We start from the raw sequence: 23,377 nt of genomic DNA, 5'->3' as shown, positions 1-23,377 counted from the left end.
CCTAGATAATTTCTAGAAAATTTTAAAAAACCACTCCTGTATAATTACAGTAGTGGTTTTTTATTGTCTGTATTTAAGGAAGTGAAATGCATAAGATTGTGATAGTAGGTGGCGGTGCAGGCGGACTAGAACTTGCAACAAAGCTTGGTGATTCGCTTGGTAAAAAGAAAAAGGCTGAAATTACACTTATCGACTGCACAAAAACGCATGTGTGGAAACCCCTTCTTCATGAGATTGCTGCGGGGAGCATGAATCCTGATAAGCATGAATTGGAATACATGGCACAAGCACATTGGCATCATTTTCGTTTTCGTTTAGGCCGCATGGATCGATTAAATCGACATAAGAAGGAAGTATCGATTGCACCCTACATCGATGAAGACGGTAAAGAAATTATTCCAAGAAGAAGTTTTCAATACGACACATTAATTATATCTGTAGGCAGCACTACCAATGATTTTGGCATCAAGGGTGCGGCGGAACATTCGATTGCATTAGATACACAAGAGCAAGCTGAAGTATTTCATCAAAAATTACACCATGCTATTTTAAAAGCACAAACACAAAAAAAGGCGATTCAGCCAGGCCAACTTGAAGTGGTCATCGTAGGTGCGGGCGCTACAGGCGTAGAGCTTGCAGCAGAACTTCATAAAGCTACACGTGAAATGACTGCATACGGCATTGATCGCGTCAATCCTGATCGAGATATTAAAATATCCATCATTGAAGCAAGTCCTCGCTTACTTCCAGCACTGCCTAAAAAATTATCACATTCCGTAGAATTGGAATTACGTAAATTACGTGTGCATCTTTATATGGGGGAGCGTGTAACTTCGGTTTCAGCAAAAGGGGTAACGACGCACACTAAACGATTTGTTCCTTCAGCGTTAGTCGTATGGGCGGCCGGTGTTAAAGCGCCTGACTTCTTAAAAAAAATAGATGGATTGGAAACGAATAGCATTAATCAACTATTAGTTCATACAACACTTCAAACAACGAGAGATGATTCTATTTTTGCATTTGGAGATTGTGCAGCGTGCCCCATTGATGGCACCGATCAATTTGTACCACCAAGAGCGCAAGCAGCGCATCAGCAAGCATCGCTTCTTTTCAAGTCAATGAAGATGCGCGTCAAAGGTAAAGTGAATTTACCGCAATACATTTATAAAGATTACGGCTCTCTTGTGAATATGGGGGAGTATTCAACCGTAGGTAATTTGATGGGCTCGTTAATGGGCGGATCAATGTTTATTGAAGGATTTATTGCAAGACTTATGTACCAATCACTTTATAAAATGCATTTGATGGCACTTCATGGATTTATGAGTACAGCGCTTCAAACACTCGCTCGCATCATTACACGCAGAACGGAAGCGCAAGTTAAGTTGCACTAAATAATTTTTTTGTAGTGTTTGTAAATGGCCAGCATAGCGACGCTGACAAATAAACCTAAAAGAATAATAATAGTATTGATTGAAAATTCTTCTCTTACCATCCATGTGTAAGTACCACTTAATAAAAGAATCCCAATATTTTCATTAAAGTTTTGCACAGCAATCGAGTGGCCTGCACCAATAAGCAAATGACCCCGATGTTGAAGGAGTGCATTTAATGGCACAATAAAGAATCCACTTAATGCTCCAATCAACAAAAATATAAGAGCTGCGATATGCCAATCATGGATCACAACCATAGTCATCACAAAGCCACCCATAAGAATGCCGGCTGGCAGAACCCTCACTGAATCCTTAAGACTGATATAGCGAGCTGCTATGACTGATCCAATGGCAATTCCAAAAGCAACCATAGCTGTTAAGCGCGTCGCCTCTTCTAAATTAAAGTGTAATGCATAGCCTGCCCATGCAATGACAATTAATCTTAATGAAGCCCCAGCGCCCCAGAAGAGCGTGGTCACTGCAAGAGATAATTGACCTTCGGGATCTTTCCATAACACTTTAAATGCATGCCAGAAATCTTTTATCATAAATAGAGGATTCTTTTTTGTCAGTTTGTGATCGATAGGAAGTAATGGAATGTAACGATTAAAAACAGCAGCGAGTAAATAAAGCCCTGTAATTATAATGATGGCAACTAGAGGGTCAAATTGAGCGAGTGCACCTCCAATAATGGAGCCTAAAATAATTGCAAAGACTGTTGAACCTTCCATCCATCCATTAGCCATTACAAGCTCTTTAGGCGGGAGAAGCTCAGTCAAAATCCCATACTTTGCAGGCGAGTATGCCGCAGCACCTACACCAACAATCGCATATGCATAGAGAGGCTGCATACCTAACAACATAGATAAACTTCCAATAAATTTAATAGCATTGGAATAAAACATGACACGACCTTTGGGATAAGCATCTGCGATACCACCTACAAAAGGCGCCAAAATAATGTAAGAGATCACAAAAAATTGAAGCAGGAGAGGCTGATGCCATTGAGGAGAATTAAGCTGCGCGAGTAATGCAATAGCTGCAAATAAAAGTGCATTATCAGCAAGCGCTGATAAAAACTGTGCAATCAATAAAGGAACAAAACCTTCTGAAACTTTTAAGTTAAAGCGTTTCAGCAGCATAATCAGCTAAGCGAGAACGTTCACCACGAACAAGCGTAATATGACCATTATGATCCCAACCTTTAAAGCGATCGACTACATAAGTTAAGCCTGAGCTGCCTTCAGTTAAATAAGGCGTATCAATTTGTGCAATATTGCCTAGACATACAACTTTAGTGCCTGGACCTGCACGCGTAATAAGCGTTTTCATTTGTTTGGGCGTTAGATTTTGTGCTTCATCAATAATGAGGTATTTATGAAGGAATGTTCGCCCACGCATAAAATTAAGCGATTTTACTTTGATGCGTGAACGAATTAGATCTTGTGTCGCAGCTCTTCCCCATTCCCCCGCTTCTTCATCTGTTTTATTAAGTACATCTAAGTTATCTTCTAATGCGCCCATCCATGGCGTCATCTTTTCTTCTTCGGTTCCCGGTAAGAAACCGATATCTTCGCCTACAGGAACCGTGACACGTGTCATAATAATTTCATTGTAGATTTTTTTATCAAGTGTTTGCGCTAATCCTGCAGCAAGCGTGAGCAGCGTCTTACCTGTACCTGCCTGACCTAGGAGCGTTACAAAATCAATATCAGGATCCATGAGAAGATTTAATGCAAAATTTTGTTCTCGATTTCTAGCGTTAATACCCCAGATATTATGTTTGCCATTAATAAAATCTTTAATGACTTCGAGCGTTGCTGTTTTACCGGAAATTTTTCTAACTATAGCGTGGAAGGGTTTATCGAATTCGTAAAAAATAAATTCATTCACAGAGAAATTAAGACACATAGGTCCAGTCAGTCGATAAAACATTTTTCCATTTTCCTGCCATGATTCCATATCTTTGCTGTGCTTCTCCCAAAAATCTTCAGGGAGTTCTGTGATGCCGGTATAGAGCATCTCCGTATCTTCAAGCACCTTGTCATTAAAATAATCTTCAGCAGCAATGCCAAGAGCTCTCGCTTTGATGCGGATATTAATATCTTTACTAACAAGAATGACTTGGCGGTCAGGGTGTTCGTTTTTGAGGAAGGCAACGACGCCTAAAATTTGATTGTCGGCTTTACTGCCAGCGAGCATTGGCAAATCATGTGGGAGTGCAGTGGTTTGTAAGAAAAGTTTTCCTGTAACGTGAGTGTTACCTTTAATCCCAAGCGAGCGACCTTTTTCTAGGCTTTCTTCATTGGTACCTATAATCTCTTCTAAATTGCGACTGGTTTGTCTTGCGTTGCGGGCAACTTCACTGACACCTTTTTTATTATTGTCCAACTCTTCCAATGTCACCATAGGAAGGTAAATATCATGTTCTTCAAATCGGAAAATGCTAGAGGGGTCGTGCATTAATACATTGGTATCTAATACAAAAAGTTTGGTCGTACTATTTTTTTTGGCCATAGTTAAATAGAGTTGTGTTGTTTAATAAATTGCAAAACTTCTTTGATATGACCTTCGACTTTGACACCTCGCCAAGCCTGAATCAATTTACCATCTGGATCAATCACAAATGTGCTTCGTTCAATGCCTCTTACCTGTTTACCATACATATTTTTCATTTTTATGACACCGAATAACTCGCACGCTTTTTCTTCATCATCACTTAAAAGTTCGAAGGGGAATGTAAATTTTTCTTTAAAGTTTTCGTGAGACTTTAAGGTGTCTCGAGAAATGCCAAATATCTCTGTATCAAGCGCCTGAAATTTTTTATAAGCATCTCTAAAGTCAACGCCTTGCGTGGTGCAGCCTGGAGTGGCATCTTTGGGGTAGAAATAAATAACGAGATAACGACCTTTGTAATCCGATAGATTAAATTGAAGATCACTGGTGCCAAGAAGTTTAAATGAGGGTACTTTTTTATTGATTTCCACGTCTCTATATTAAGCGATTTTTAATAAAAAAGTGACGGGATTTTAGAAAAATATTTAAACGTTTTAGGAACTTTCGTGAGAATAAAATTATAGTTTTTAAAGCTTAAATAAGACTATCAAATAATTGAATATCCACCCATGTATCTTTTTCTAAATGCGCGGTATCTTCATGAAGGAGGATAAAGCAATTAGCTTCACACATGGATCTTAAGATTCCAGATCCTTGGTCTTTTAAAGGACTCACTTTGAATATACCTTGATTATCTTGCTCATAAATGCCCCTTTGAAACTCCGTTCGACCGGGAATTTTTTTAATAGGTCCTAGAAGCTTTGCTTTAATAAGTGGTATTTTAGGGATGGGTGTTTGACCTGATAAAGTCAGAATAGCCTCTCTTACAAATTGATAAAAAGTGACCATAGTCGACACAGGATTTCCTGGAAGTCCAAAATAATGACACTTACCAATTTTCCCAAAAGCCAGAGGCCTTCCAGGCTTCATAGAAATTTTCCAAAATAAAATTTCACCTATTTTTTTTAAAATGTCTTTCATGTAATCTGCTTCGCCCACAGAAACACCTCCAGTGGTAATGACGATATCAGCGATATTGCTCGCTTTTTTCAATGTATCCTCAATGACTTTTTTATCATCAGGGATAATGCCAAGATCGAACATTTCTACATCAAGACGTTTTAATAGACCAATCAGGCTGTAGCGATTACTGTCATACACATGGCCAGGTAACAAGGGGTTACCGAGCGAAATGATTTCGTCACCCGTTGAAAAAAAAGCCACTTTAATTTTTCTGTAAACACTAATCGAGTCGATACCTAATGAGGCAAATAGACCTAAATCACAGGGCTCTATACGTCGACCATTTTGATGAACTATTTGCCCACTTTTAATATCTTCACCCATGTGTCGAATGTTTTGGTTTATTTGAGGTTTTGTTTTAAATGTAATAACACCTTCATTGAGTTCAACATGCTCTTGAGGAATTACAGCATTTAATCCAGAAGGAATTATTGCGCCCGTCATAATACGCACAGCTTCTTCTGCATTGCCTTCTAAGAGGTTCCCTGCAAAAAGTTTACCCGTGACCTTGAGCTTGAAAGGGCCATTATCGGAGAGTAAATCTAGATTTATCGCATAACCATCCATTGCTGAATTGTCGTGATTAGGCACATTCATTGTGGCGATAATAGGTTCAGCAAGAATGCGATTAAGCGCATCTTTAATATGGATTGTTTCTTTTTGATCGATGGGATTTAAAAAATTAGCAATCCAAGCTTTGGCCTTTTCAACAGACATCGCATTAGGATCATAATCATCCGCCATACTAGAGTCTGAAATTAAATCACTTAAATGTATATTATTTTTCATGAATATGCTTTTTTCAATTCTTCTTGAGTGTTTACATTTAAAAATTGTGACTCATCATTAAATGGCACAATTGAAAAAGGTAACTGACGAATCCAGTCTTCAATTTTTCGTCCCCCTTGATTGAAAAAAATCTGAAGATTATTTAAGGTTGATGAGTGACATAAAAGACAAGTTGACTGCAAACCGCCACTCGTTTCAGGTACTGCAACTAAAGTTTTTTCGGATTCGACTGCTTTCATTAATATTGCAATGAGATTGCTTGGCAGGGAGGGCGTATCGCAAGGTACAAATTGTATCCAATCCGTTTTGATTGCTTGAAGGCTGGTTAAGATACCTAAAAGTGGACCCTCCTGGACATCTGATATGTCATCAATAAGTGGCAAATGAAATATTTCATAATCCTTTTGATTTCGATGTGTGTTGATGACGGTATATTTTGCCTGAACCTTCATGCGGTCAATGACATGAGCTATCAAGGGCTTACCTTCAAATAAAATAATCGCTTTATTTTGAACTTGCATCCGCTTTGATTGGCCACCCGCTAAAATGACTACAGTGGCTGACTTACTCATTTGAATTTAACCTCCGGTATGCGACATAAATCGTACAACAGCAGGTTTTGTTGCATCAAGATTAAAGTCGTGTGCTTCTGGTTTGATCGCCATGCTCTCTATAATAGCTTTTTGAATTGGCCAGTCTTCATTTGGGTGCTGACGTAAAAGAGGCATGAGCTCAATTTTTTCTTCCTGCCCTAAGCATAAAAATAATTCGCCCTTAGATGAAACCCTAACGCGATTACACGTGTCGCAAAAATTATGACTGTGCGGAGAAATAAAACCAATCTTAGAAGATTGATTTGCAATTTGCCAATATTTAGCAGGACCGCCAGAAGAAAAAGTGGTGGGGATTAAATTAAAATGAGCCTGTAATTTTTTTAAGACTTCATTATTACTGATAAAAGTATCTTTTCTTTTATGGTCAATGTCACCCAAAGGCATTTCTTCAATAAAAGAAATATCCATCTTTTTATGTAATGCAAAGTTAACCAAATCGATTGCTTCGTGATCATTGATTCCTTTCATTAAAACGGTATTAAGTTTGAGATTCGAAAAGCCTTCTTTGATGGCTTCATCAATACCGAGCAGTACTTTATTTAAGTCACCCGAGCGTGTGATTTTTTTGAAAAGAACAGGATCAAGACTATCAAGGCTAATATTAATACGTTTAACTTCAGACATTTTAAGCATATGCGCATGCTGCGCTAGCTGACTACCATTCGTTGTAATGACAATTTCTTTTAGAGGTTTAATAGTTGATATTTCATGAAAAAGCCACGAAATATTTTTTCTAACTAAAGGCTCACCACCCGTAATCCTTACTTTTGTGACACCAAGAGAAGCAAAAATTTTTATAATTCTTGCAGATTCTTCAAGAGAAAGAACTTCGTCACGAGGTAAAAATTGCATATCTTCGCTCATACAATAAACACAACGAAAATCGCATCGATCGGTAATTGATAATCGAAGATAATTAATCTTTCGATGAAATTGATCTGTTAATCCCATAAAGGGAGAGCTCTGCATTGTCAATTTAATTAAGCTAATTGAACTTCGACCAAGCAATCATGGGAAGTTGGTGAGTTTCCCATATCACCAAAAGCATTGGAGCTCACTGAATTGACGACGCCATTATTTAGTTGTCTCCAATAGCCCAACGTTGTCACTACAATTCCTTTATTAACATCGGTTGTTATTTTTGATACAGCTTCAAAAAAACCTCGATCGTTAAATACTTTAGCTCGATCGCCATTTTTAATGCCTCTTTCTTCTGCGTCCAATGGATGAATCATCACAAACTGCTCTCCTTGGGCCTTGAGTTTATTGTCGATATTGGCGTAACTTGAATTAATGAAACCATGACTTTTTGGTGCCAAAATATTTAATGGATATTTTTTTGCTAAAGCTGGATTTGCGGATGCTGTTTCTTTGGACGGCACATAATCAGGCAACTCAGGAATATCATCTCCTGGCTGAAAAGCCTCGTACATTTGCCTAAATGGCCCAGCAACAAAATTCTTAGCCCCGACTATCCTAAATTCACATTTGCCAGATGGTGTCGGAAACTTTCCTTCTTTGTGAGGCGCTCGATTATCTTTTGTGCCCACATTGATTCTCGCATAACCATGTTTTTTTAAATAATCTAAATCAATATCTTTACAGGCTGGAGAATTCCAGTCGATATAATGTTGAAGACATTCAGTATCTGACCATTTAAAACATTCTTCTTCAAAACCAAATCTTTTAGCAAGACGTCTAAAAATTTCATAATTTGGCACGGCTTCACCTGGGGATTCTATACATTTTGTATTGTAGGTGAGGTATAAATGACCCCAAGATAAAATGATATCTTCTTGTTCTGCCCCCATGGATGCTGGAAGCAGAATATCAGCATAGGCTGCGGTATCAGAAATAAAGTGTTCTGCGGAAACTAAAAATAGATCTTCGCGCTTCAAGCCCTCTAAGATTTTTTCGCTTTCCGTTGATTGAGTGACGGGATTTGTATTCCAGCACATCATTGATTTGATAGGCACTTTTAGTTTTTGTTCGCCCGTTAAAACACGTCCCAGCTGAAGGTTATTAACAACTTGCGTGCCTTCTGGAATTAAGTCAGGCCTACAAATGACATCAAATCTATAAGGTTGCTCCCATACTGGGAACTGAAGGATGCCTCCACCTACATGGCGCCAAGCTCCAGTAAGCGCTGGAAGAGATGCAACGGCTCTAATTGCTTGACCGCCTCCCCAGCTTTTTTCAAGGGCTACACCAATTCTGATAGCTGATGGTTGGGTCGTTGCATATTCTCGGGCTAATTTTCGAATATCATTCGCTGAGACGCCCGTGATTTCTTCTGCCCACTCAGGACTTCTCTTTTTTGCCAGTTCTGCTAATTCTGGAAAGCCTACTGTATATTTGTCTACATAGTCTTGATCCACCAATCCTTCTTCAATAATCACATGCATCATTGCCATCGCTAAAGCACCGTCAGTGCCAGGCTTAGGGCAAATATGCCAGTCTGCTTCTTTAGCCGTTCTTGAAGCATAAGCATCAATGACAACAACCTTTGAGCCTTTTTTTTGCGCTTCTTTAACAATATGCCAATGGTGAATATTGGTGCTCACCGAATTACAAGCCCAAATAATAATAAATTTCGAATGAATAAAGCTCTCTGGATCTACCCCTGCAGTGGGGCCAAGGGTTAGCAGCCAAGCCGTGGCCGAGCCTTCTCCGCAGAATGTTCTTTCAGTAACGGTTGCTCCTAATCGAGCAAAGAAAGAATCTCCCCCGTTCATGCCATGCACCAAGCCTTGATTGCCCAAGTAGCTGTTTGGCATAATGGCTTCTGAACCAAATTCTTTAATAATGGATTGCCATTTATCAACTATGGTATCGAGCGCTTCGTCCCAGGAAATTCTTTGAAATTGTTTTGTACCTTTTGGACCGATTCGCTTCATAGGGTATAGAAGGCGGTCTGGATGGTAGTGGCGCTTTTCAAAATCTTGAAGTTTCACACACAGACCACCACGCGTCATTGGATGATCCGCATTGCCTTTAACGCCTATGAGTTTATTGTCTTCTACCTCATAAACCATTGAGCAAGTGTCAGGACAGTCATGAGGGCAGCCCCCATGAAAATATTTGCTTTCTGTTTGTGTTCCCATCTTTAAATACCCCTTCAATAATGAAATTACTTAAGTGAATATCATCTTGGTAATTTATAATACTATTTTATTTTGCTCTTGAGCCAACTGCTCAAGAAAAATTTGGAGATATCGTTGGAAGACCTTGTCTTAAATCCAAATGATCTTAAGATCATAAATCAGCATATTTTTGAGCACCAATCTATGCCTGGCGCCTTATTGCCGCTTTTGCACGCCATCCAGGATGACTTAGGTTTTGTGCCAGAAATCGCCTATCCTTTAATCTCTAAAGGGCTTAGTTTGTCAGTGGCAGAAGTCCATGGTGTTGTGACTTTTTACCATCATTTTAGATCTCATAAACCTGGCCGTCATATTCTTCAAGTGTGTCGCGCAGAATCCTGCCAGGCTTTGGGAAGTGAAGCGCTTGAAAATCATATTAAAAATAAACTCGGTGTCGAGTTTCATGAAACAACCCCTGATGGCGCCATTACTTTAGAGCCCATTTATTGTTTAGGCAATTGTGCATGCTCTCCTGCGGTGATGATCGATGAAGAAGTCTATGGCCGAGTAGACAGTAAAAAAATAGATCAACTTATTTCAGATTTAAAACGTGCATCATGAGCATTAAAATTTTTGTATCGAAAGATTCCACCGCATTATCACTTGGCGCAGATCAAGTTGCAGAAGCTATATCAAAAGAAGCGCAAGCCAGAAAACTAGATATTCAAATCGTACGAAATAGTTCGCGCGGATTGTTTTGGTTAGAAACATTGGTTGAAGTCGAAACAGTTCAAGGTCGTATAGGATTTGGTCCCATTAATCCAAATGACGCGAAGTCATTATTTGATGCAGATTTTATTAATGGCGGTAAGCATCCTCTTGCCTTAGGCCTGGTATCAGAAATCGATTGGTTAAAAAAACAAGAGCGCCTAACTTTTGCGCGCATGGGCATTACTGAGCCCACCAGTATTGATCAATATATTGAGCATGAGGGGTTCCAAGGTTTAAAGAATGCACTAAATTTAAATCCACAAGCGATTGTTCAGACAGTGACAGATTCTGGTTTACGAGGCCGAGGCGGCGCTGCTTTTCCTACAGGGATTAAATGGAAAACAGTTTTAGACACTAAAGCGACACAAAAATATATTGTATGTAATGCGGATGAAGGCGACTCAGGTACCTATTCAGATCGCATGATTATGGAAGGCGATCCTTTCGTGCTCATTGAAGGGATGATCATAGCCGGTCTTGCAGTCGGAGCTTCACAAGGCTATATCTATTTACGTTCTGAATACCCTCATGCGCTAAAAACTTTAAATCAAGCTATTGATATAGCCAAGGGCGCAGGCTACTTAGGCGACGATATTTTAAAATCTGGCAAAGCCTTTCATTTAGAAGTAAGGCGTGCGGCAGGTGCATATATATGTGGTGAAGAAACTTCACTTTTAGAAAGCTTAGAAGGCAAGAGAGGGTTGGTTAGATTTAAGCCGCCACTCCCTGCGATTGAAGGTTTATTTGGTAAACCGACCGTTGTGAATAATGTGATTTCGTTAGCTACTATCCCTATTATTTTGGCTAAAGGTGCTAAGTATTATCAAGACTTTGGTATGGGTAAATCCAGAGGCACACTTCCGATTCAGCTTGCCGGCAATTTAAAAAAGACGGGATTGATTGAAAAAGCATTTGGTATTACTTTAAGAGAGCTCCTTTACGATTTTGGTGGTGGCTCTTTGTCAGGCAAGCCAATTAAGGCCGTGCAAGTAGGGGGACCTTTGGGTGCTTATTTGCCTGAGTCTCAATTTGATACTCCGCTTGACTATGAAAAATTTTCTGAGATCTGGGCAGTATTAGGACATGGCGGCATTGTAGCGTTTGATGAGACAGTCAATATGGCAAAGATGGCGCGCTATGCATTTGATTTTTGTGCTATCGAATCATGCGGAAAATGTACACCTTGTCGGATCGGATCCACGCGCGGTGTCGAAGTGATCGATCACATCATCAATGGCCAAGAAGTTAAAAAACATGTCGCATTAATCAGAGATCTCTCAGATACCATGTTAAATGGTTCTTTATGTGCACTGGGCGGTATGACACCTTATCCAGTATTGAGTGCTTTAAATCATTTCCCTAAAGATTTTGGGGTTGATGCAAAAGAGCTCAAGGCATAGACTGATAGGGTAATTTGGTGATTTATTTAGAGATAAAATATGGATGATGTAAAAGATTTTGGAACGCCCAAAAGAATTTCAGATAAGACTGTTAATTTAACAATTGACGGCGTGTCTGTGTCAGTGCCTGAGGGCACATCCGTCATGCATGCAGCATCTTTATCCGGTGTTACCGTTCCTAAATTATGTGCTACAGATAGTCTAGAGCCCTTTGGTTCATGCCGTCTTTGCTTAGTTGAAATTGAAGGTCGTCGAGGTTATCCAGCTTCATGCACAACACCTGTTGCTGAAGGTATTAAAGTGCACACACAAACACCTAAACTCGCTGATATTAGACGCGGTGTGATGGAGCTCTATATTTCAGACCATCCTTTGGATTGTCTAACTTGCGCTACGAACGGTGATTGCGAATTACAAGACATGGCAGGCGCTGTTGGTCTTCGAGATGTGCGTTATGGCTACGAAGGTGAAAATCATTTAAAGAGCGTTAAAGACACTTCAAATCCTTATTTTACGTTTGACCCTTCAAAATGCATTGTTTGTTCAAGATGTGTCAGAGCATGTGAAGAAGTTCAAGGTACATTTGCACTGACTATTCAAGGCCGGGGTTTTGATTCCAAAGTATCAGCAGGGAATAAAGACTTTAAAGATTCAGAATGCGTTTCATGCGGCGCATGCGTGCAAGCATGCCCAACAGCAACCCTTATTGAAAATACAATTATTGAAGCAGGTGTTCCAGAACATAGTGTCACAACGACTTGTGCATATTGTGGTGTGGGCTGTTCATTTCATGCAGAAATGAAAGGCGAAGAAGTAGTTCGCATGACACCCAACAAAGATGGTGGAGCTAATCATGGACATTCCTGTGTTAAGGGAAGGTTTGCTTGGGGATATGCGACACATAAAGATCGCATCACTACACCGATGATTCGTAAAAGTATTCATGATCCTTGGGAAAAAGTGACATGGGATGTGGCTATTAATTATGCAGCGAGTGAAATTCAGCGCATTCAAAAAAAATATGGGCGTGATTCAGTAGGCGCTATTTCATCTTCACGATGTACGAACGAAGAAGTTTATGTAGTGCAAAAATTAGTCCGTGCAGCACTGGGTAATAATAATGTTGATACATGCGCACGCGTCTGTCATTCACCCACAGGCTATGGACTCAAGCAAACGCTTGGCGAGTCTGCAGGGACGCAAAATTTTGACTCAGTCATGCATTCGGACGTGATCATGATCATTGGGGCTAACCCAACAGACGGCCATCCTGTATTCGCGTCACAAATGAAAAGACGTTTACGAGAAGGTGCGAAGCTTATCATTGTCGATCCTCGTGCTATTGATCTTGTTGATAACTCACCTCACATCAAAGCGGATTATCATTTAAAACTTAAACCTGGTTCCAATGTTGCTATCGTAAATGCATTAGCCTACGTGATTGTGACTGAAAAACTCATGGATGATTCTTTCATTAAAGCGCGTTGTGAAGATGACGCATTTAAATCATGGAAAGACTTTATTACCAAACCTGAAAATTCACCTGAAGCGATGAGCGTATTTACTGGCGTAGATGCTAAAGATGTAAGAGCCGCTGCAAAACTTTTTGCTAAAGGTGGTAATGCCGCGATTTATTATGGACTGGGTGTGACTGAACATAGTCAAGGCTCAACGATGGTTATGGGCATTGCTAATCTTGCTATGTTGACAGGCAACATCGGCCGAGAGGGGGTAGGGGTTAACCCTTTAAGAGGACAAAATAATGTTCAAGGTGCCTGCGACATGGGATCGTTTCCACATGAATTCCCAGGTTACCGACATGTATCTGACAAAGCGACTTTGGCTTTATTTGAAAAAGCATGGGACGTGAAATTACAAAATGAACCTGGCTTAAGAATTCCTAATATGTTAGATGTTGCTATTGATGGGCAATTTAAAGCACTCTATTGTGAAGGGGAAGACATCGCTCAATCAGATCCTAATACACAACATGTAACGCATGCATTGGAGTCGATGGAGTGCGTCATTGTGCAAGATTTATTTTTAAATGAAACCGCCATGTATGCGCATGTATTTTTGCCAGGCTCTTCATTCTTAGAAAAGAACGGCACATTTACAAATGCAGAAAGACGTATTTCTAGAGTGAGAAAAGTAATGTCTCCTAAAAATGGATACGAAGATTGGGAGATCACACAGATGCTTTCTAATGCCTTAGGTTACAAAATGGACTATAGCCATGCATCAGACATCATGGATGAGATTGCAAGACTCACACCAACATTTAAAGGTGTAAGTTATAAGAAGCTAGATGAATTAGGAAGTATTCAATGGCCTTGCAATGATGAACATCCTCTTGGCACACCGACAATGCATATTGATGAATTCGTGCGCGGCAAAGGTAAATTTATTATTACTGAATATGTGCCTACTTCAGAAAAAGTGACTCAGAAATACCCACTAATCCTTACGACGGGAAGAATACTTTCTCAATACAATGTGGGTGCACAGACTAGAAGAACGAAGAATGTAGCGTGGCATGAAGAAGATTTAGTTGAGATTCACCCTCATGACGCTGAAGAAAGAGGTATTCAATCAGGTGATTGGGTGGGTATTGTGAGTCGATCAGGTGAGACTGTATTAAGGGCTCAAATTACAGAGCGAGTTCAACCTGGTGTGATTTATACCACATTCCATCATCCCGAATCAGGTGCTAATGTGATCACGACTGATAATTCAGATTGGGCAACAAACTGTCCTGAATTTAAAGTAACAGCTGTGCAGGTAAATAAAGTGACACAATTATCTGATTGGCAGAAGCAATACCAACATTTTAGTGAAGAACAAATTGAATTTGCAGGTAAATCTAAAGAATTAAAAATTCATTAGATTTAACAAGTGGCACAAGACCTTTTTATTGACACAGAACATAGTTTTAAGACTTATGAAGTTTTAAAAAGTAATGCAAAAGCAGTTGAAAAAGATGACATTGCAGAAGAAGTGCCAATTGCATTTGTCTATAACGGCATATCACATGCAGTTATGCTAGCCTCCCCCTCAGACCTTGAAGATTTTGCTCTAGGATTTTCTTTTTCAGAAGGTATTGTTGAAAATAAAAGCGATATTTATGGAATTGAAATTGTTCATCAGCCGAAAGGTATTGAACTTCAAATTGAAATTACATCAGCGCGTTTTCAATCATTAAAAGATAAACGTAGAAATCTTCTTGGCCGAACTGGTTGCGGTTTATGTGGGGCTGAGACCTTAGATCAAGCTTTAAGATTGCCAGAAAAAAAGATAGATATCACATTAACAATTAAAGAGACTGCGATTATAAAAGCACTGGAGGCGCTTCATACAACGCAATCACTCCAAAAGAAAACAGGTGCTACACATGCATGTGCATGGGCAAATGAACAAGGAGAAATTCAGTTGGTCCGGGAAGATGTGGGTCGACATAATGCTTTGGATAAGTTAATTGGTGCCCTTCAAAAAAAAGGCTTTAATGGCAAAGGTTTTGTGATTACTACAAGTCGAGCAAGTTATGAGATGGTTCAAAAAACAGTGATGCTAGGTGCATCAACGCTGATTGCAATATCGGCGCCCACGGGACTTGCAATTCGATCTGCGTTAAAATATGGACTATGTTTGATTGGCTTTGCAAGAGTCCCTCAATATGTGATTTATACTTTTACTGAAAGAGTTACAAAAAATTAATTATGAATATTGATCAACTTGTCACGATGGCCAATCAAATCGGTTCTTTTTTTAAATCTTATCCAGACCAGGAAAAAGCGAAAGAAGAAATTGCAAATCATTTAACAAAATTCTGGGCGCCACCTATGCGCAATCAAATTAAAGAGCATGTTGCAAAAAACGCAGGAAAAGGTTTAGAAGTAATTGTGGTTGATGCAATCCAAAAGCATCTTTGAGTATTTATTCTTTATAAAATAATTTGTAATTATTTTTATCGCCTGGTTGTTTTTCATTCCATACTAGTTTCCAATTTTCGCTAATCGGTGGAAGATCTTTTTTGTGTAATTGGTAAATAAGTAAATAATTGCAATTAACCCGATCACCTTCTCTACTAGCCTTTATATTTAAATAATAATCAATCAAATCAATTTGTGCGTTATTAATGTTATGAGTCGTGAGGCAAGCTTTATCTTGCATCACTTTTCCCATGGATAAAAAAAGCGGACTAAAATCTTTCTTATGATTAATCCATGGAAGCCATAAAGCCATCAGGAGTGCCCAACTCACTGTGAGGCCAATAGACCAATTTGTCGTACATGAACGATTTGTAATTCTTGTTTTTACCAAAGAAAAAATCCAAACCAGAGTCAAAAGTATCGCAATGGTTAAAATAAAAATATTGAAATGTGATTCGTTAGTTTGTGCTAAAAATTGCATACGCTCGTATGTTTTTTTTGGGAAGCCTGTGAGCATGGCATTCCATCCAAGCCAGATGAGAAAAATAATGGTCGAAAATAAAATGATGCCAAACCAGTTAAGTGCGCTTGCAGCACCTCTTCTTAAATTTTCAATACTACCCGCTGCAATTGTTGATAGTGGAATTAGAAACGGCATTATGAAAGCTTGGTTTTTTGTTGCACAAGAAGAAGTAAGAATTAATGCAGATACAAAAAAGATGATTGGTAATTGAAATTTAGTTTGAGACCATATCTTGCCTCTGAATTTCCACAGGCCCCAGACTGCAAGAGGGAGCGCTGGCCAAGCAAACCAGGAAAGATTTTTGATATAAAAAATATAATTTTGTGTTTGAAATAATTGGAAATGATTAATCCATCTCATAAATATGTCGTGTTCATACCACCATAGAAGTGCTGGCCATACTATTAGAAAGGGTAAACTCACAAGAAGACTTAAACTGAGAACTAGAGCATAACGACGTGTTCGCCATACTTGAAAAAGCATAGGTAAGAGTATGCTTGAAAGCATAAGAATAAGAAGTGGCATGATCCCGCCTGATAAGAAACTTATGCCTAAACCAAACCCTAAAAGAAGGGCGGATCTAAAAGGGCGTCTTTTAGAAAGAGCCAAACCATAAAATGCCATGGTAAGACCTGTTAATGTTGCAATACCAGGCATAAGCGTATGCACATTAAATATGAGGCCTACTGAACCTATAAAAATCAGAGCCGCTTGTCTTCCAGAGCCGGTGCCCCATAACTCTCGATTCAACATACCTATCATCAAAATGGTAAGACCCATCCACAAGGCATTAATCATTCTGCTCGCGTCATGAAGTGATATTAAGGGTGTGAGAATTTTTCCAAGAATGGCCCCTGTCCAATAGTAAAGGGGTGGATTGATAAGTGTATCTTCACTGGCAGCCATTGGCGCTAATATATGACCATTCAGTACCGCATGAATCGCACTGATACTTTGCGTCTCATAGCCTTTCCAGGGCGCATGACCAAAAAGTCCTGCAAATACCCAAATAATACATAAAACGACAAAGGAATGGATTTTGGCTCGCTCACCTAATCGGCTGCGAGGGGTGGCCATATTATCTTGCCAATCGTGCTCGAGTTGAAATCGCATATTTAAAAAAAAAGGCAGCCTATGCTGCCTTTTGATATAAGGATAAAGTCTTACATGCCATATTTTTGTTTGAATTTCTCAACACGGCCTGCAGTATCTAAAATCTTTTGTTTACCTGTATAGAAAGGATGGCATTGTGAGCAAACTTCAATGTTCATATCTTTTCCAACTGTTGATTGTGTTTTGAACTTATTACCACAGCTACATGTGATATTAATTTCAGCGTAATTTGGGTGTGTATCAGCTTTCATAATTTTTCCAACTTTAGTTCAATAGATGCGCATTATCAATGATTTAGGACCAAAAATCAATCAATTTTACGTCTTAACCCCTTCGCATACTGTCAAAGAAGTCGTTATTATTTTTAGTGGCTTTAATCTTGTCTAGCAAAAATTCCATCGCTTCCAAGTCATCCATAGGGTGGAGAAGTTTTCTAAGTACCCATATTTTTTGTAAATTATCTTTAGGGATAAGAAGTTCTTCTTTACGAGTGCCTGATTTATTTACATTAATTGCTGGGTAGAGTCGTTTTTCAGCCATTTTACGATCAAGATGAATTTCCATATTACCAGTACCTTTGAATTCTTCGTAAATCACATCATCCATGCGTGAGCCTGTATCAATCAAAGCTGTTGCAAGGATTGTGAGCGAGCCACCTTCTTCAATATTGCGGGCTGCCCCAAAGAAACGTTTTGGTTTTTGAAGCGCATTGGCATCGACACCGCCGGTAAGCACTTTACCGGATGAAGGGATGACTGTGTTGTAAGCTCTTGCTAACCGCGTAATGGAATCCAAGAGGATCACTACGTCTTTTTTGTGTTCAACAAGACGCTTCGCTTTTTCAAGAACCATTTCAGCTACTTGAACGTGACGTGTTGCAGGTTCATCGAATGTTGATGCAACAACTTCACCTTTTACAGACCTCGTCATTTCAGTCACTTCTTCTGGCCTCTCATCAATTAGAAGCACAATTAAAGATACGTCAGGATGATTTGATGTGATGGCATGTGCGATATTTTGCATCATGACAGTCTTACCACTTTTAGGACTCGCTACAATCAAGCCACGTTGACCTTTACCAATCGGCGCAATCATATCAATCACGCGACTTGTAATATTTTCCTCACCGTTAATATCTCTTTCAAGCGTGAGAGGTATAGTTGGAAATAGGGGTGTTAAGTTTTCAAAAAGAATTTTATTCTTTGTATTTTCTGGCGCTTCGTTGTTAACTTCATCTACTTTTACAAGTGCGAAGTAACGCTCTCCATCTTTAGGCGTTCTAATTTCACCTTGAATGGTGTCTCCTGTATGAAGATTGAAGCGACGGATTTGTGAAGGCGATACATAAATATCATCAGGACCTGCAAGGTAAGACGTGTCAGGTGATCTTAAAAATCCAAACCCATCTTGTAATACTTCTAAGGTACCGTCTCCGTAAATACTATCTCCCTTTTTTGCTTTGTTTTTTAAGATTGCAAAGATTAAATCTTGCTTTCTCATGCGACTCGCATTTTCGATTTCGTCCGTGATCGCCATTTCTACAAGTTGTGCAATGGGGAGGTGTTTTAATTCAGATAAATGCATGTTTGGGGGCTTCCGATTAGTCTTACGTTGAGGGGTTTTTTAAGGAGAGAGAGGTAAGTTTTAGATATTGCTATCGATAAATGTTGTTAATTGGGATTTTGATAAGGCGCCAACTTTAGTCGCTTCGACATTACCATTTTTAAAAATCATTAAAGTAGGAATGCCTCTGATGCCAAACTTAGCTGGGGTTTGTGCATTTTCATCGATATTAAGTTTAGCAATTTTTAACTTACCATTGTAGTCTTTGCATATTTCATCAAGAATAGGTGCAATCATTTTACAAGGACCACACCACTCTGCCCAGTAGTCAACTAGAACAGGAACGGTAGATTGAAGCACTTCAGTTTCGAAAGTTGCGTCTGACAAATGGATAATATTTTTGCTCATGATGACCTTTAATGGATTAATTCTGTAATTAAGCTAGCTAGCGTTACGGGCAATTTATTTTGGGATTTAGAACTAACTTGAATTTTTTGAAAAAACTTATGAAAAACATTATAACAACATCTTTAATTAAATCAAATGGCGCGTAAGGCCTGGCATAGAATAGTCTTAGGCTATTTAATAGTCTTTTATTTTCAAAGACTTAAGACAGAAATTTTTTGCTTAATTTTTTATAGTTTCAAAAAGCTTCACTACTTTTGTAACTTTATTTGTATTTTTCGCAATCTCTTCAGCTTCTTTGGCCTCTTTTTCGTTCAAAAGACCCATAAGATAGACCACCTTATTTTCAGTTATGACTTTGACGTAAAAAGGTGAAACCTTATTTTCTTTGAAAAATCGCGCCTTCACACTGGATGTAATTAAAGTATCTTCCGCTCTTGCTGATAAAGAATTCACAGGCTCAATCGTGAGCTCATTCATCACCGATTTGACATTAGCTAACGCTTTAATCTGAGTTGTGATAGTTGATTTAATTTCCTCACTAGGTACCTGACCTAATACAAGTACATGTGCGTTATAACTTGTGACATTCGTATGAATCTGACCTTCGAGTTTTTGAATGCCAGCAAAAGCCTTTAATTCAATATTAGAATCTTCAAGAATGACACCTGGCGTTCTGCGATCGGCTACTGTATCAATACCTATAGCACCTCCACCAATAATGGCAGCAGGGCATCCTAAGAGTTGCAACAAGACAAATGAAATAAAAAATAATTTGATATGTTTAAGCATGCTTTCCTCTAAAGTTTTATTAACTTAGCATTGATATGTGACAAAATGATTATATCTCTTTTAAAGAGGTCTTGAGTAAGCGACTTAAAAGAGCTTTTTTAAGTGCTTTAAAAATAATTGGGCTGTTGATGATGAGTGGAATATTGTATGTAGTAGCGACACCTATAGGCAATCTAAATGACATTACTTATAGAGCGCTAGAAACTTTCAAATCAGTAGATCTCATTGCTTCAGAAGATACAAGACATACCCAAGGCCTTTTGTCTCATTTTTCCATTGAAAAAAAACAGTTTGCAGTTCATCAGCATAACGAAAAGGCTTCCGCACAAAAAATCATTGAATATTTAAAAGACGGTAAACATATTGCGTTGGTATCAGATGCAGGTACCCCGAATATCAGCGATCCTGGAGGCCTTATCGTCAAAGAGGTGGCAGCTGCTGGTTTTGAAATCATTCCTATTCCAGGCGTTTCTGCAGTCACAGCGGCTTATTCAGTTTCAGGGATGGAACATACAAGCTTTCATTTTTATGGATTTTTACCGACGTCGAGTAGCCAAAGAATTAAGGCGTTTGAAAACCTTCAAACGCAAACATGCCCTATAATTTTTTATGAGGCACCGCACCGCATCATCAAAACCTTGAATGATATGGCTGTTTTTTTTGGGGACAAACATCATATTGTGGTGGCGCGAGAACTCACCAAAACATTCGAAAGTATTTATCGAGGCGAAGTTTCAAAGGTTAGAGAGATTATTGAAAGCGATAGTAATTTTCAAAAAGGTGAGTTTGTGATTTTGGTATCCCCGATGCATCATGAAAAAAATGAATTACTGAGCGAAGATCAGCATAGAATATTGAAAATATTACTCAATCATATGCCGACGAATGCAGCTGTGAAATTAGGCGTAGAAATATTAAGTATCAACAAAAATTATTTATATGACGAAGCTTTAAAAATAAAAAAAGATGTCTAAAACTTTAACGATTACTACGCCGGATGATTTTCATGTGCACTTAAGAGATGATGCACTTATGGCGTCCGTTGTGCCTTATACCGCAAAGCAATTTGCAAGAGCACTCGTGATGCCGAATTTAAAACCGCCAATTACGACTGTAGATCAAGCGATTCAATATGAATCAAGAATTAAAAAGGCTTTAAAAAGTGATACCCACTTTCAGCCACTCATGACTTTATATCTCACGGATAACACTTCACCTGATGAAATCAAAAAGATCCCTGAGCATCAAAACATTGTAGGGATTAAATATTACCCAGCCGGTGCCACAACTAATTCAGATTCGGGTGTTAGAAACATTGATGATCGTTACGATATTTTTGAACTCATGGAAAAATTAGATGTAACACTTTTGCTTCATGGTGAAGTGGTCGATTCAGCAGTTGATATTTTTGATCGTGAAAAAGTATTCATTGATCAACATTTATCAAGGCTGCATAAAACATTTCCCAATTTGAGAATTGTATTGGAACACATCACCACAAAAGATGCTGCCGACTTTATTTTAAGTACCTCTAAAAAACTGGCAGCTACGATCACACCACAACATCTTTTATTAAACAGAAATCATATGTTTATAGGCGGTATCAATCCGCACCATTATTGTCTTCCCGTTTTAAAAAGAGAAACACATCGTCAAGCACTTTTAAATGCAGTGTCATCAGGCAATGCTAAATTCTTTTTAGGTACCGACAGCGCACCTCACTTGAAATCAACAAAAGAAAATGCTTGTGGTTGTGCAGGTATTTTTTCTGCGGCAAGCGCTATTGAGCTTTATGCTGCAGTATTTGATGAGCTCAATGCACTTGATAAATTAGAAGGTTTTGCAAGTTTCTACGGAGCTGATTTCTACGGACTAGAAAGAAATAAATCGTCAATTAATCTCGTTAAAGAAGACTGGCTTGTTCCTGAAAAAATTACTGTAGGTGATGAAGCTATTATTCCGCTATATGCTGGAAGAAAAATTGCTTGGCGCTTAATTGATTAGATAAGTTTGATTATCTAATGAATTCTTCTTCAGTTAAATCCATTAACTTAGAACACTTGATATTTAAAGCTTTGGATATTTTAAATACAGTCTCAATGGAAGGTGTTTTCTTTCCATATTCGAGTTCAGATATATAAACCCTTGCAAGTTGCGCTTCAAGTGACAAATCTTCTTGAGTTAATTTTTTTTTGAGTCTAATTTTTTTTAAAGCTCGACCGAAAGCTTTTGTTTTTGTTGTCATGGGCTCAACCTTAAATGACTATCCCAGAACCGTCTTCCATCTTTAGTTTACAAAAATTTAAGAAGTCAAATACCAGTAAGGGTTGCATAGCTTTTTGTAAACTTTAAATAGCAAATATATAGGTTGCGTCCCACGTCAATTAAATACACCCGAAACTGACGTTTTATAGGTGTGTTAAAATCCATGCGAAGCTGACTAGACAGTCGCTGCTTGTTAACTCAAGCAGAGGAAAGTCCGGGCTCCACAGAGCAGAGTGACGGCTAACGGCCGTACGTTGCGAAACGAGGAATAGGGCCACAGAGACGAGCGTATTTAGTTACGGTGAAACGCGGTAACCTCCACTCGGAGCAAAGTCAAATAGGGTAGTAATAGCACGGCTCGTGTTGCTACCGGGTAGACTGCTTGAGTGCATGAGTAATCATGTGCCTAGATGAATGACTGTCCACGACAGAACCCGGCTTATCGGTTGGCTTCAACTTTTTCATAAAAATTCCTAGCTTTATTCTTCCAAACCCTTGTCATATATGAAAAAACCTTCAAAAAAGAGCTTGCAGAGCTCTTTTTTATTATCTATAGTGTCATTAGTGGAAAAAAGTGGTTTTTTGTGGGAAATTTCTAAGTAGAACTAAGGGTATTTAGTAATTTCCCACTTTTTTTGAATTAAATAATTAGGTCGGGAATTATGTTTAGAGGCGCTAATCTCTTGAATATTGATGCTAAAGGCAGAATAGCAATGCCGACAAAGCATAGAGAAGATTTGCTCGTCCAGTCTTCAGGTGATTTAGTCATTACAGCTCACCCCCATGGATGTTTATTGATTTACCCCCAGATTGCTTGGGAACCTATCCAGTCGAAGATCATGGCACTTTCAAGTTTTGATAAAAAATCGAGCGCGTTACAAAGATTGCTCGTGGGTTATGCAGAAGACATTTCATTAGATACAGCAGGCCGATTACTCCTCTCTCAAGTATTAAGAGAATTTGCAAAGGTAGAGAGGCAAGCCATGTTAGTGGGACAGGGAAGTCATTTTGAGCTTTGGGATAAAGAAGCTTGGGATCTACAAATACAAAATGCCACAGAACAAGAAGTTTCAAGTATGCCAATTGAACTCGAGGGGTTCTCACTTTAACGATGC

General features: G+C 38.8%; 22 protein-coding genes and 1 other RNA gene. 10 read left to right on the top strand and 13 right to left on the bottom strand.

Annotated features, from left to right (window positions below):
* Positions 1–86: 86 nt before the first annotated feature.
* The gene (locus FIT70_RS05860) at positions 87–1,394 is read left to right on the top strand and encodes an NAD(P)/FAD-dependent oxidoreductase (protein ID WP_139874821.1); all 1,308 of its coding nucleotides are present in this window, start codon (positions 87–89) and stop codon (positions 1,392–1,394) included.
* Here FIT70_RS05860 and lplT read toward each other — a convergent pair.
* The 7 genes from lplT to FIT70_RS05825 all read right to left on the bottom strand — a co-directional run bounded on the left by lplT (position 1,391) and on the right by FIT70_RS05825 (position 9,522).
* Positions 1,391–2,578 carry a lysophospholipid transporter LplT gene (gene lplT / locus FIT70_RS05855; RefSeq protein ID WP_139931135.1) on the bottom strand — a complete coding sequence of 396 codons (1,188 nt, stop codon included), beginning with the start codon at positions 2,576–2,578 and terminating at the stop codon, positions 1,391–1,393. The genes FIT70_RS05860 and lplT overlap by 4 nt on opposite strands.
* A complete protein-coding gene (locus FIT70_RS05850) occupies positions 2,559–3,953 on the bottom strand; it encodes a PhoH family protein (protein ID WP_139931133.1) in 1,395 nt (464 codons plus the stop codon). Before FIT70_RS05850 ends, lplT begins: the two co-directional genes overlap by 20 nt.
* Before the next feature lie 2 nt (positions 3,954–3,955).
* A complete protein-coding gene (locus FIT70_RS05845; protein WP_189340848.1) occupies positions 3,956–4,423 on the bottom strand; it encodes a peroxiredoxin in 468 nt (155 codons plus the stop codon).
* Positions 4,424–4,526: 103 nt separating this feature from the next.
* Positions 4,527–5,804, bottom strand: coding sequence for a molybdopterin molybdotransferase MoeA (moeA, locus tag FIT70_RS05840; protein WP_139931131.1), 1,278 nt, complete (start codon positions 5,802–5,804; stop codon positions 4,527–4,529).
* Positions 5,801–6,376, bottom strand: a complete 576-nt coding sequence (gene mobA, locus FIT70_RS05835) for a molybdenum cofactor guanylyltransferase MobA (RefSeq protein ID WP_139884702.1) — start codon at positions 6,374–6,376, stop codon at positions 5,801–5,803. The genes moeA and mobA overlap by 4 nt, the downstream gene beginning before the upstream one ends.
* Before the next feature lie 6 nt (positions 6,377–6,382).
* Entirely contained in the window at positions 6,383–7,369 is a 987-nt protein-coding gene (gene moaA, locus FIT70_RS05830; RefSeq protein ID WP_223257724.1) for a GTP 3',8-cyclase MoaA, read from the bottom strand.
* A gap of 29 nt (positions 7,370–7,398) precedes the next feature.
* Positions 7,399–9,522: a molybdopterin-containing oxidoreductase family protein gene (locus tag FIT70_RS05825; protein WP_139884699.1), complete on the bottom strand. Its 2,124-nt coding sequence runs from the start codon at positions 9,520–9,522 to the stop codon at positions 7,399–7,401.
* Positions 9,523–9,705: 183 nt separating this feature from the next.
* Between FIT70_RS05825 and FIT70_RS05820 the strand changes: the two genes are divergently transcribed.
* The 5 genes from FIT70_RS05820 to FIT70_RS05800 are packed head-to-tail and all read left to right on the top strand — an operon-like array spanning position 9,706 to position 15,601.
* Positions 9,706–10,122 carry a formate dehydrogenase subunit gamma gene (locus tag FIT70_RS05820; protein WP_262981983.1) on the top strand — a complete coding sequence of 139 codons (417 nt, stop codon included), beginning with the start codon at positions 9,706–9,708 and terminating at the stop codon, positions 10,120–10,122.
* Complete coding sequence (locus tag FIT70_RS05815) at positions 10,119–11,672, top strand: formate dehydrogenase beta subunit (protein WP_139929005.1); 1,554 nt, start codon at positions 10,119–10,121, stop codon at positions 11,670–11,672. The genes FIT70_RS05820 and FIT70_RS05815 overlap by 4 nt, the downstream gene beginning before the upstream one ends.
* A 39-nt stretch (positions 11,673–11,711) precedes the next feature.
* A complete protein-coding gene (gene fdhF / locus FIT70_RS05810; RefSeq protein ID WP_139931127.1) occupies positions 11,712–14,558 on the top strand; it encodes a formate dehydrogenase subunit alpha in 2,847 nt (948 codons plus the stop codon).
* Positions 14,559–14,567: 9 nt separating this feature from the next.
* Positions 14,568–15,386, top strand: a complete 819-nt coding sequence (gene fdhD / locus FIT70_RS05805; protein ID WP_139929001.1) for a formate dehydrogenase accessory sulfurtransferase FdhD — start codon at positions 14,568–14,570, stop codon at positions 15,384–15,386.
* Between the two features lie 2 nt (positions 15,387–15,388).
* Positions 15,389–15,601 (top strand): formate dehydrogenase subunit delta, encoded by a 213-nt coding sequence (locus FIT70_RS05800; RefSeq protein WP_139928999.1) that lies wholly within the window; start codon positions 15,389–15,391, stop codon positions 15,599–15,601.
* A gap of 4 nt (positions 15,602–15,605) precedes the next feature.
* On the opposite strand, the gene FIT70_RS05795 is transcribed toward FIT70_RS05800, so the two are convergent.
* The 5 genes from FIT70_RS05795 to FIT70_RS05775 all read right to left on the bottom strand — a co-directional run bounded on the left by FIT70_RS05795 (position 15,606) and on the right by FIT70_RS05775 (position 19,997).
* The gene (locus FIT70_RS05795; RefSeq protein WP_139931125.1) at positions 15,606–17,237 is read right to left on the bottom strand and encodes an ArnT family glycosyltransferase; all 1,632 of its coding nucleotides are present in this window, start codon (positions 17,235–17,237) and stop codon (positions 15,606–15,608) included.
* Between the two features lie 50 nt (positions 17,238–17,287).
* On the bottom strand, positions 17,288–17,488 hold the full coding sequence (gene rpmE, locus FIT70_RS05790; protein ID WP_139868368.1) for a 50S ribosomal protein L31: 201 nt from the start codon (positions 17,486–17,488) through the stop codon (positions 17,288–17,290).
* 73 nt (positions 17,489–17,561) lie between these two features.
* Positions 17,562–18,821: a transcription termination factor Rho gene (rho, locus tag FIT70_RS05785; protein WP_139868366.1), complete on the bottom strand. Its 1,260-nt coding sequence runs from the start codon at positions 18,819–18,821 to the stop codon at positions 17,562–17,564.
* 60 nt (positions 18,822–18,881) lie between these two features.
* The gene (gene trxA, locus FIT70_RS05780; RefSeq protein WP_139931123.1) at positions 18,882–19,208 is read right to left on the bottom strand and encodes a thioredoxin TrxA; all 327 of its coding nucleotides are present in this window, start codon (positions 19,206–19,208) and stop codon (positions 18,882–18,884) included.
* A gap of 219 nt (positions 19,209–19,427) precedes the next feature.
* Positions 19,428–19,997, bottom strand: coding sequence for a BON domain-containing protein (locus tag FIT70_RS05775; RefSeq protein ID WP_139870636.1), 570 nt, complete (start codon positions 19,995–19,997; stop codon positions 19,428–19,430).
* Between the two features lie 71 nt (positions 19,998–20,068).
* Here FIT70_RS05775 and rsmI point away from each other — a divergent pair, with 71 nt between their 5' ends.
* A complete protein-coding gene (gene rsmI, locus FIT70_RS05770; protein ID WP_223257723.1) occupies positions 20,069–20,971 on the top strand; it encodes a 16S rRNA (cytidine(1402)-2'-O)-methyltransferase in 903 nt (300 codons plus the stop codon).
* Positions 20,964–22,001 carry a dihydroorotase gene (gene pyrC / locus FIT70_RS05765; protein ID WP_139931121.1) on the top strand — a complete coding sequence of 346 codons (1,038 nt, stop codon included), beginning with the start codon at positions 20,964–20,966 and terminating at the stop codon, positions 21,999–22,001. The genes rsmI and pyrC overlap by 8 nt, the downstream gene beginning before the upstream one ends.
* Positions 22,002–22,011: 10 nt before the next feature.
* Here pyrC and FIT70_RS05760 read toward each other — a convergent pair whose 3' ends face one another.
* Positions 22,012–22,242 (bottom strand): helix-turn-helix domain-containing protein, encoded by a 231-nt coding sequence (locus tag FIT70_RS05760; RefSeq protein ID WP_139931119.1) that lies wholly within the window; start codon positions 22,240–22,242, stop codon positions 22,012–22,014.
* A 187-nt stretch (positions 22,243–22,429) separates the two neighbouring features.
* Here FIT70_RS05760 and rnpB point away from each other — a divergent pair.
* Both rnpB and mraZ read left to right on the top strand, forming a co-directional pair.
* Positions 22,430–22,720: RNase P RNA component class A (gene rnpB / locus FIT70_RS05755), an RNA gene on the top strand.
* A gap of 204 nt (positions 22,721–22,924) precedes the next feature.
* On the top strand, positions 22,925–23,371 hold the full coding sequence (gene mraZ, locus FIT70_RS05750) for a division/cell wall cluster transcriptional repressor MraZ (protein WP_139874809.1): 447 nt from the start codon (positions 22,925–22,927) through the stop codon (positions 23,369–23,371).
* Positions 23,372–23,377: the final 6 nt, after the last annotated feature.

Origin of the sequence: Candidatus Methylopumilus universalis (genome assembly GCF_006364435.1) — a bacterium.
Classification (GTDB): domain Bacteria; phylum Pseudomonadota; class Gammaproteobacteria; order Burkholderiales; family Methylophilaceae; genus Methylopumilus; species Methylopumilus universalis.
The sequence above is the reverse complement of the archived record's forward strand: the minus strand, read 5'-3'. Positions and strand labels throughout refer to the sequence as shown.